At 58.2% G+C, this 7,786-nt stretch carries 7 protein-coding genes; 3 read left to right on the top strand and 4 right to left on the bottom strand.

Annotated features, from left to right (window positions below):
• Positions 1 to 1,207: NCS2 family permease (locus AAAB35_RS24965; RefSeq protein ID WP_340670999.1), on the bottom strand; the 1,207-nt coding region annotated here is incomplete at its 3' end.
• Between the two features lie 294 nt (positions 1,208 to 1,501).
• The gene (gene tam, locus AAAB35_RS24970; protein WP_340671000.1) at positions 1,502 to 2,278 is read right to left on the bottom strand and encodes a trans-aconitate 2-methyltransferase; all 777 of its coding nucleotides are present in this window, start codon (positions 2,276 to 2,278) and stop codon (positions 1,502 to 1,504) included.
• A 435-nt stretch (positions 2,279 to 2,713) separates the two neighbouring features.
• On the opposite strand from tam, the gene AAAB35_RS24975 reads away from it, so the two are divergent.
• The 3 genes from AAAB35_RS24975 (at position 2,714) to AAAB35_RS24985 (ending at position 4,853) form a co-directional block, all read left to right on the top strand.
• The gene (locus AAAB35_RS24975; protein WP_340671001.1) at positions 2,714 to 3,088 is read left to right on the top strand and encodes a YciI family protein; all 375 of its coding nucleotides are present in this window, start codon (positions 2,714 to 2,716) and stop codon (positions 3,086 to 3,088) included.
• Complete coding sequence (locus AAAB35_RS24980; protein ID WP_340671002.1) at positions 3,085 to 4,326, top strand: RNA polymerase sigma factor; 1,242 nt, start codon at positions 3,085 to 3,087, stop codon at positions 4,324 to 4,326. Before AAAB35_RS24975 ends, AAAB35_RS24980 begins: the two co-directional genes overlap by 4 nt.
• Before the next feature lie 104 nt (positions 4,327 to 4,430).
• Positions 4,431 to 4,853 carry an SgcJ/EcaC family oxidoreductase gene (locus AAAB35_RS24985; protein WP_340671003.1) on the top strand — a complete coding sequence of 141 codons (423 nt, stop codon included), beginning with the start codon at positions 4,431 to 4,433 and terminating at the stop codon, positions 4,851 to 4,853.
• 12 nt (positions 4,854 to 4,865) lie between these two features.
• On the opposite strand, the gene AAAB35_RS24990 is transcribed toward AAAB35_RS24985, so the two are convergent.
• Together AAAB35_RS24990 and AAAB35_RS24995 are read right to left on the bottom strand one after the other, a co-directional pair.
• Positions 4,866 to 6,494 (bottom strand): MFS transporter, encoded by a 1,629-nt coding sequence (locus AAAB35_RS24990; protein WP_340671004.1) that lies wholly within the window; start codon positions 6,492 to 6,494, stop codon positions 4,866 to 4,868.
• Positions 6,495 to 6,992: 498 nt separating this feature from the next.
• Positions 6,993 to 7,745: a response regulator transcription factor gene (locus tag AAAB35_RS24995; protein WP_340671005.1), complete on the bottom strand. Its 753-nt coding sequence runs from the start codon at positions 7,743 to 7,745 to the stop codon at positions 6,993 to 6,995.
• Positions 7,746 to 7,786: the final 41 nt, after the last annotated feature.

The raw sequence follows: 7,786 nt of genomic DNA on the forward strand, positions 1-7,786 counted from the left end.
GCGTCTTCAGCACGACGTAGCTGATGAAGCCGAAGGCGAGACCGTTGGCGATCGAGTAGGTGAACGGGATCATCAGCGCCGTCAATGCAGCGGGGGTCGATTCAGTCACGTCGCGCCATTCGATGTCAACAAGCTCATGCATCATCAGGCCGGCGACGTAGAGCAGCGCCGGCGCTGTGGCATAACCGGGCACGGACGCAGCAAGCGGCGCAATGAACAGTGAGGCGAGAAACAGGACCGCAATCGTCAGCGCGGTCAGACCCGTACGCCCGCCAGCCTGCACACCCGATGCACTCTCGACATAGGCGGTCGTGCTGCTGGTGCCAAGAAGTGAACCCGCCACGATCGCGGTACTGTCTGCAAAAAGGGCGCGGCCAAGATTGTTGGGTTTTCCTTCTTCGATAAGGCCGGCGCGCTTGCTGACTCCGATCAGCGTGCCGGTGGCGTCGAACACTTCAACCAGCACGAAGACGAGGATGACCTGCAGGAAGCCCGTATGCAACGCGCCCAGAATGTCAAGTTGCAGGAAGGTCGGCGCAAGGCTTGGTGGCGCTGAAAAGACGCCCTTGAATTCGCTGACCCCAAGCAGCATCGACAGCACAGTCACCACGAGAATACCGATCAGGATCGATCCGCGCACCTTCATGGCGTCAAGCGCCGCAATGATGAAGAAGCCGACAATCGCCAGCAGCGTGCCTGTGGCGCCGAGATGACCAAGTCCGACGAACGTCGCGGGATTGGCGACGACAATGCCGGATGTCTTTAATGCGATGAACGCAAGGAAAAGACCGATACCGGCGGCAATGGCACTGCGTAGCGATTTGGGAATGCCGGCAACGAGCCAGCTGCGCACACCGGTGACCGTCAAGAGCAGAAAGATGCAGCCGGAGATGAAAACGGCGCCCAGCGCTTGCTGCCAGGTAAAGCCCATCGCCGCCACGACCGTAAAGGCGAAGAAGGCATTAAGGCCCATTCCCGGCGCCATACCGATCGGCCAGTTGGCAACGAGGCCCATGACGGCCGAGCCAAGTGCTGCCGCTATACAGGTCGCCACAAAGATGGCGTTTCGGTCCATGCCGGTCGAAGACAAAATTTCCGGATTGACGAAGATGATGTATGACATTGTCAGAAATGTCGTGAATCCGGCTAGCACCTCCGTGCGCACGGACGTGTTGTGGCCGGTAAGCTTGAAAAACCCGTCGAGCATTGTTCCTCCCCTTGGCAAACGCCTAAGTCTCCGGTTGCCGCCCGATGCGTTATGCACCAGAAAGCATGGCATCCGAGCTGATTTTCAATAATTCTCCACTCGAAAGATGACCAAGGTGCACTCCTCTGCACGCATATCATCTTCCCGGTGTCGCCACCGCAAAGCCGATTGTGCGTCTTTCGCAAAACGGAAGCTAGGTGCCTATTGCGCATTCATTTGCGAAACACCTTCAATAATTTATTGATTTCAACCTGGAGGAAAAATTGCCCGAAAGAGCTGAAACTTCCATCGTGTTCAGCAGGTTGCGACGATGAACAGGCGGGGGAACGGCAGCAACACCATACCATCGTGCATTACGGGATAGGACGGGGTGATACGCGCCCTGTAGGCTTGAAGAAAACGCAAACGCTCGTCTTCGTCAAGCACGTCGAGGTAGGGGCGCAGGCCTGATCCCTTGAACCATTCGATGATACCGTCAAGGCCGTGCACGGGATGATGGTAGGTTGTGCGCCAGACATCGACGCGCTGAGCGAGTGGCCGCAGCAATTGGTAGTAGAACGAAGCATCCCCCACCCTGGTGCGGGATAAATCAGCCTGCGCCATTTTATTTGCCCATTCGCCTTGCGCGGCCACCTCACGCATCGCAACGTGGGTCGGTTGCTCGAGGTTGTCGGGCATCTGAATCGCCAACGAGCCGCCCTGATTGAGGAAGCCCATCAACCGGGCAAAGAGCTGATCGTGATTGGGCAGCCACTGCATGACGGCATTGGCGTAAAGAAGGTCAGCGCCATCTTCGGGTTGCCAGCTATCGATGTCCGACACCTTGAATGAAATGCCGGGAAGGCGGCGTTTTGCCTTGTCGATCATTTCCGCCGACGCGTCGATGCCCTCAATGACCGCCTCAGGATATCGCTTTACGAGGAGTTCCGTGGAGTTGCCTGGACCGCAGCCAAGATCGACTGCCCGCTTCACGTCCTGATTGGGAACGGCGCCAAGCAGGTCATTGGCGGGACGGGTGCGCTCGTCTTCAAACTTCAGATACTGGTCGGGCGACCAGACAGCCTTTGCCACTTTTGCTGCCTCCATGCATGAGATTCGCCCAAGAATATCTGAAGCGCGTATCGGATTATAGCGGAGGGCGATGCGCCCAAAGCGTTAGGCAATACCCGCAAATAGGCTGGAACACTGGAACGCACTGGAAAACGGCGGAAAAAAGCAGGGCGTCGAGCGACGATTGTCGACAGGCCGCCCTGTTACCGGGCCCCAATTTCCTGGCGCGATATGACCGTCCACCGCCCTGTTATAGTCCCCGGCCCAGTTGCAGGATCACGCCTGGCCATCCATGCCGGTGATGCTGAGGCAAGGTGTCGTTGGGAGTGTTTGCGAAGTGGTGGTTACCCCTTAAGCATGCGCCGGTTTATTCTCCCCACAACACATAAATTTCTCGACCCGGTGTCGGGATCGGCCATACTGGTTCGTCTTCACTCAAAGAGGAATCAACCGCGTATGCTCTATGCCATTTTTTGCTACAATCCCGAGGACGTTGTCGGCGCATGGACCAAGGAGGAGGATGACGCGGTCATGGCGCGCCTTGGCGTGGTTCAGGACAAGCTCAGACAACAAGGGCGGCTTGGACCGGTCGCGCGACTTCTGCCGACGACATCTGCAACGACGCTGCGAAAGGGACGCGATGAACCGGTCATCATCGACGGACCGTTTGCGGAAACCAAGGAACAGTTGCTTGGCTTTTATATCGTCGAGTGCGCGTCGCTGGATGAGGCCATTGACACGGCAAAGGACCTTGCCGTTGCTAATCCCGGCACCGGCTCTTACGAAATACGCCCCGTTTCCATCTTCCGTCCGGGAGCAAACCTGACATGAGCGATGCGGGGTGGATCGACGCAGCACTCACGGCCGCGCGCCCGCAGGCAGTCGGTGCGCTGCTGCGTTATTTCCGCAATCTCGACACGGCGCAGGAAGCTTTCCAGGAGGCCTGCCTGCGCGCTTTGAAAAACTGGCCGAAAAACGGTCCGCCGCGCGACCCCACCGCCTGGCTGATATTCGTTGCCCGCAACAGTGCGATCGACGGCGTCAGGCGCCAGGCGAGACAACAGCCGCTACCACCGGAAGAGGTCCTGTCGGATCTCGATGACCGCGAGACTGCGATTGCGGAAAAAATTGACAATTCCGATTATCGCGACGACATCCTGCGGCTCCTGTTCATATGCTGTCATCCGGATCTTCCTGCAACCCAGCAGATCCCCCTTGCCCTGCGTATCGTGTCCGGCCTTTCGGTCAAGCAGATCGCCAGGGCCTTCCTTGTCAGCGAAAGCGCCATGGAACAGCGGATCACCCGGGCAAAGGCCCGTATTGGCAGCGGCGACGTGCCGTTCGAAACACCCGGACCCGTCGAACGTTCCGAACGGCTCGCGGTTGTGGCCGCAATGGTTTACCTGATCTTCAATGAAGGCTATTCGGCCGGCGGCAGCGAGCAACAGGCGCGCTTTCCTTTATGCGAAGAGGCAATCCGGCTGGCGCGGCTACTTTTGCGGATATTTCCTGGCGAACCTGAAATCATGGGGCTCACCGCCCTGCTTCTTTTGCAAAGTGCCCGAGCCGCTGCACGTTTCGACGCCAACGGCGCCGTCGTCCTTCTTGAGGATCAAGACAGGACCTTATGGAACCGCAAGATGATTGCCGAGGGTCTTGCCCTGATCGACAAGGCCATGCGCCATCGCAGCCCTGGTCCCTACCAGATTCAGGCAGCCATTGCCGCTCTGCACGCAAGGGCCGAACGGGCCGACGATACGGACTGGGCGGAGATCGACCTCCTCTACGCCGCTCTTGAACGGCTGACACCATCACCGGTTATCACGCTCAACCGCGCCGTCGCCGTGGCAAAGACAAGTGGGCCAGAGGCCGCGCTTGCTCTTATAGAACCTTTGGAGGACAGGCTATCAGGCTATTTTCACTTCTTCGGCGTCAAGGGCGGCCTGTTGATGAAAGTCGGACGCACCCGGGAAGCGCGTGAAGCGTTCAACCAGGCGATTTCGCTGGCCAACACTGCGGCAGAAGCTGCCCATATTCGCCTGCACCTCGACAGGCTTTCAGAAGGCTGAAGGGTTCTTCAAGGAAAGGCTCCGGCCCGATATCTTTTTCATGACACTGTCGGCCCGGCAACGGCCCGTTCGTCCTTGAGGTGACGCAATCAAGGAGACGTTCAATGGACGAGAAACACGCAGTCGAGGCTATCATCCAATCATGGTCGGATGCCATCTCTAAAAAGGACGCTGCAAGGGTCATGTCGCACCTCACGGACGATGTCGTGCAATTCACCCTTGCGCCGCCACTCAAATACGAGGGCAGGGACGCGGAAGACCTCGCCGCTTGGTTCGCCACGTGGGAGGGGCCCATTGGGGGCGAAGCTCGCGACACCCGCATCGAGGCAAGCGGCGAGGTTGCCTTCGCCAGAAGCCTCGTACACATGACCGGTACGAAAACCGACGGCGAGACGGTCGATCTGTGGTTTCGCCAGACGCTCGGCCTCGTCAAGCAGGAGGGAACGTGGCGCATCGCCCATGTCCACACCTCCGTTCCATTCTACATGGACGGCAGCCTCAGGGGCGCCTTTGATCTCAAACCTTGATATTGACCGCTCTCACGCCAAGTCGATCGGCGTCTTGTGGGCGGCAATATCATGCGGGAGGATGGTCTGGCGTTCAATCATGCGATGCACGCGCGGATTGTCCTGGCCGCGATGAAGCTGGCGTATCCGATCCCAGATCTCGGCATCGGCGTGAGTCCGCCGTTGGTTGTGACGGACATATTCAACCCATGTAGGCGTGTGGTAGCTCTCGGTCCAGATCTCCGGATTTTCGAGATCACGCATGAGCGCCCAGTGTCCTGCACCGTCGCGAATACGCACGCGCCGCCTGTCGGCCATGACGCTGAGAAACTCCCCTACGTCCTCTTTGGCGATGATGTAATCAATCATGATGACAATGGGACCGCTGCGCGGCTTTAGATCAAGCGCGAGCAGGGGCTCGCTGAAGCGATTGAGCGGGTCGAGATTGAGCGTTTTGAATTCCGGCAAGGCGTAACGCAGACCGATGGCAGCACCCAAGAGCATGATGAGGCTCGACGCGAGCAGCGCCCGATCGGCACCATAGCTCCCCGCTGCCACTCCCCAAAGCCAGCTGCCGGCGGCAATCCCTCCGAACGTTGTGGTCTGATAGAGTGACAAGGCGCGCCCGACGACCCAGCGCGGCGTCGAAAGCTGCACGGTGACATTGAACAATGAAAGGGCGAGCACCCAGCAGGCGCCGGATACAAAAAGCGCCGCATTGGTCGGCCAGGCATTCGAGCTTATGGCAGCAATCGCTGCGCTTAGCGCAAATCCGGCAAAGGCGATGCGCACAATCGCCTCGCTCGACAGGAATTCGCGCAGCCGCGCGCTGAGGAGCGCGCCCCCGATGGCGCCGATGCCGAACGAACCGAGCATGATGCCATAAACGAGCGGGCCACCACCGACGAGATCACGGGCAACAAGCGGCAGTAACGCGAGCACGGCGCTCGCGGAGAACCCGAAGACAAAGCCACGGAAAATCACCTTGCCGATATTCGGCGACATGGCCACATAACGCAGTCCGGCTGAAATGGCCCGCCCCATCGTTTCGCGCGGCAAAGAATTGGGCGCGTAGCTCGGTTGCCAGCGCAGCAAGGCAAAGATGATCGGAAAGTAGCTCACCGCATTGACGGCAAAAGCCGCCGCCGCCCCGGCCGCGGCAACAATGACGCCCCCAATGGCGGGGCCGACGCTGCGGGTGATATTGAACCCCATACTGTTGAGGGCGACCGCGCCCGGAAGATCGTCGCGGGGAACCATGTCGCCGACGGACGCCTGCCACGACGGATTATTGAGGGCGGTTCCGCAGCCGAGCAGGAAGGTGAACGCAAGAAGCAGCCAGGGCGTAATCAGGCCAAGATAGGCAAAGACGGTCAAAAGCACCGATATGACAACCATGAACGTCTGCGCGACGATCATGACGGCGCGGCGGTTGAAATTATCCGCCAGGGCACCGGAAATCAGCGAGAACAGCATGATCGGCAGCGCTGTTGATGCCTGCACGAGCGCGACCATATCGACTGAACTCGATATGGTCGTCATCATCCAGGCGGCGCCGACGGCCTGGATGAGCGAGCCGAAATTGGAGGAGAGATTGGCAATCCAGATCGTCCGGAACGTCTCGTGTCTGAACGGCGCAAGTGGAGATGTTCGCTCTGGCACCTCGTATACTTCCCATATCGCATGTGGTGACTTTCAAGACTGCCCTTATAGGCGAACAAGCCCCGATTACCAGTTCCCGTAAACGACCAACCCGTTCAACTTACGTTTTCAATCTTAAGGAAGTGTGGGAGGGGCTGTTGCTTGCCGTTTGCAATCAGCCAGGCGTCGGCACGTGACAGCGAATAATGGAAGTTGGAATGCGCGACAGTCGCTGCCAAAAAGGAAAGGTTAATAACCGCCCTTTGATAAAAAGGGGACGTCGCATTTGATGCGTACGTCCCGAAATTCGATTGAACACTGCACTCATCAGTTACGATGCAGTTTGCTGCTTTGCGCGCCCCTAATTTAATGTTTCCCCATGGCGAGCCTCGTCCCCGTCGGACAGGTACCACCGGGCCACCTGGCTCTTCGCCAGGTCCCCACTGGTTCGGCGCACCTGATCCAACAGGCTCACCATGAGGAAAGTCGTCAACGCCCAGAAAAGACCGAAGCTGAACATCACGCCACCTCGTCATACATCGCGTTGATCTTGTAAATTGCTTCCGAGCGGTTCGTGACCCGCAGCTTCTTGAGAATGTTGCGGACGTGAACTTTGACAGTGTTTGGTGCAAGGTTCAGCGTATACGCAATCGACTTGTTCGCCTTACCTAATCGCAACACCTGAATGACGTCCTCTTCCCGCGGCGTAAACATGGTCCCCCGTTTGGATTGATAGCGCCGCGTCCCCAGAATGCGCTGGATGTCACTGAGATTTTCTGCCGCAACAAACACACCTCCGGCCAGCGCCATCGATATTGCTTCCATGCAGACCGATATGCCGGCATTGCCTGGAAGATAGCCCCGTGCCCCGTGTTCGAGAACGGTCAAAATCTGCTGGAAGCCGCAAATATCGGCCTGGACGATAACCGGCGCATTGGGAAACCTCAGCACCAGTTCCTCGATCTCGAGCACAATGGAATTATCCATGAGTCTTGCATCGTCGACACACACAAGAATGGCCGAGAACTCCGAGGCGTCGAAGTCGTCGATATCATCCACCGAGCCGAAATTGACGATATGGAGGCCAAGCCCGTTGGCGAGAAGCTCCCACGAAAGGTGCTCGCGAGAGAGCACGCGCCCATCAATGATGGCAAGTGACCTTTGTGGCCGCGGATTTTCCGAAGCGATGTGCAGCGTGGCACGACGGGCAGCTGTACGTCGGTCGGCAACTGGCCTGCCATCCGGTATTCGCTCATACGTGATTCCTGACATGATACTCACCCCTAAAACCTACTCACTGATTTTTCATCAGT

This window comes from Phyllobacterium sp. (assembly GCF_037994425.1).
GTDB lineage: Bacteria > Pseudomonadota > Alphaproteobacteria > Rhizobiales > Rhizobiaceae > Phyllobacterium.